Genomic DNA, 614 nt, shown 5'->3' with positions numbered 1-614 from the left:
ACGGCTACGATATAATCGTAGCTTAGGCTCGGGTGCTGTATGCTACACTCTTCAATTAAATCATAGGTGCATAATTATTTGGTCGTTTTTGCAAGGAAGTAACAACACTAGGGTATGTGATGAAATATGAAAGTTTAGATGTATGGAAGAAATCTTTTTCATTAAGTTTATTGATATATCGTGTTTTTAATGATTTACGAGATTTTGGCCTTAAAGATCAAATGTGCCGCAGTGCTGTTTCTGTACCAAGTAATATAGCAGAGGGATATGAACGTTATTCCGATAAAGAAAGAACCTACTTTCTTTCTGTGGCAAAAGGCTCTGTAGGAGAATTAAAAACACAACTTATGATTGCTTTTGAACTCGGTTATATTAATCATGAGCAAGCAGAGTTTGCATTAAATGAGTGCGAAGTAATTGGAAAGATGCTTGGGAAATTGATTTATGTAATCAAAAGCTCATGAGACCCTCACAACTTCCACTAACCTTATAATAAAATCTAAAGGCTAGGCTAAGTTGTTTGCCCGCAACCCGTAACCCGAAGCCCGTAACCCGCAACCCGAAGCTCGCAACCCGAAGCTTGCAACCCGAAACCCGAAACCCGAAACCCGAAA

At 38.9% G+C, this 614-nt stretch carries 1 protein-coding gene; it reads left to right on the top strand.

Annotation, left to right across the window (positions count from 1 at the left end; genetic code table 11):
- Nucleotides 1-119 precede the first annotated feature (119 nt).
- Complete coding sequence (locus CWB85_RS21775) at nucleotides 120-464, top strand: four helix bundle protein (RefSeq protein WP_029216255.1); 345 nt, start codon at nucleotides 120-122, stop codon at nucleotides 462-464.
- Nucleotides 465-614 lie beyond the last annotated feature (150 nt).

It is taken from the genome of Pseudoalteromonas sp. S1727 (genome assembly GCF_005886375.1).
GTDB classification, from domain to species: domain Bacteria; phylum Pseudomonadota; class Gammaproteobacteria; order Enterobacterales; family Alteromonadaceae; genus Pseudoalteromonas; species Pseudoalteromonas haloplanktis.
Note: the sequence above shows the minus strand (reverse complement) of the source record. Positions and strands in the feature narration are given on the sequence as shown.

What these genes read in the sequence shown, in the direction of transcription:
- CWB85_RS21775 (WP_029216255.1), top strand. Translation starts at nt 120, where the DNA reads ATGAAATATGAAAGTTTAGATGTATGGAAGAAATCTTTTTCATTAAGT.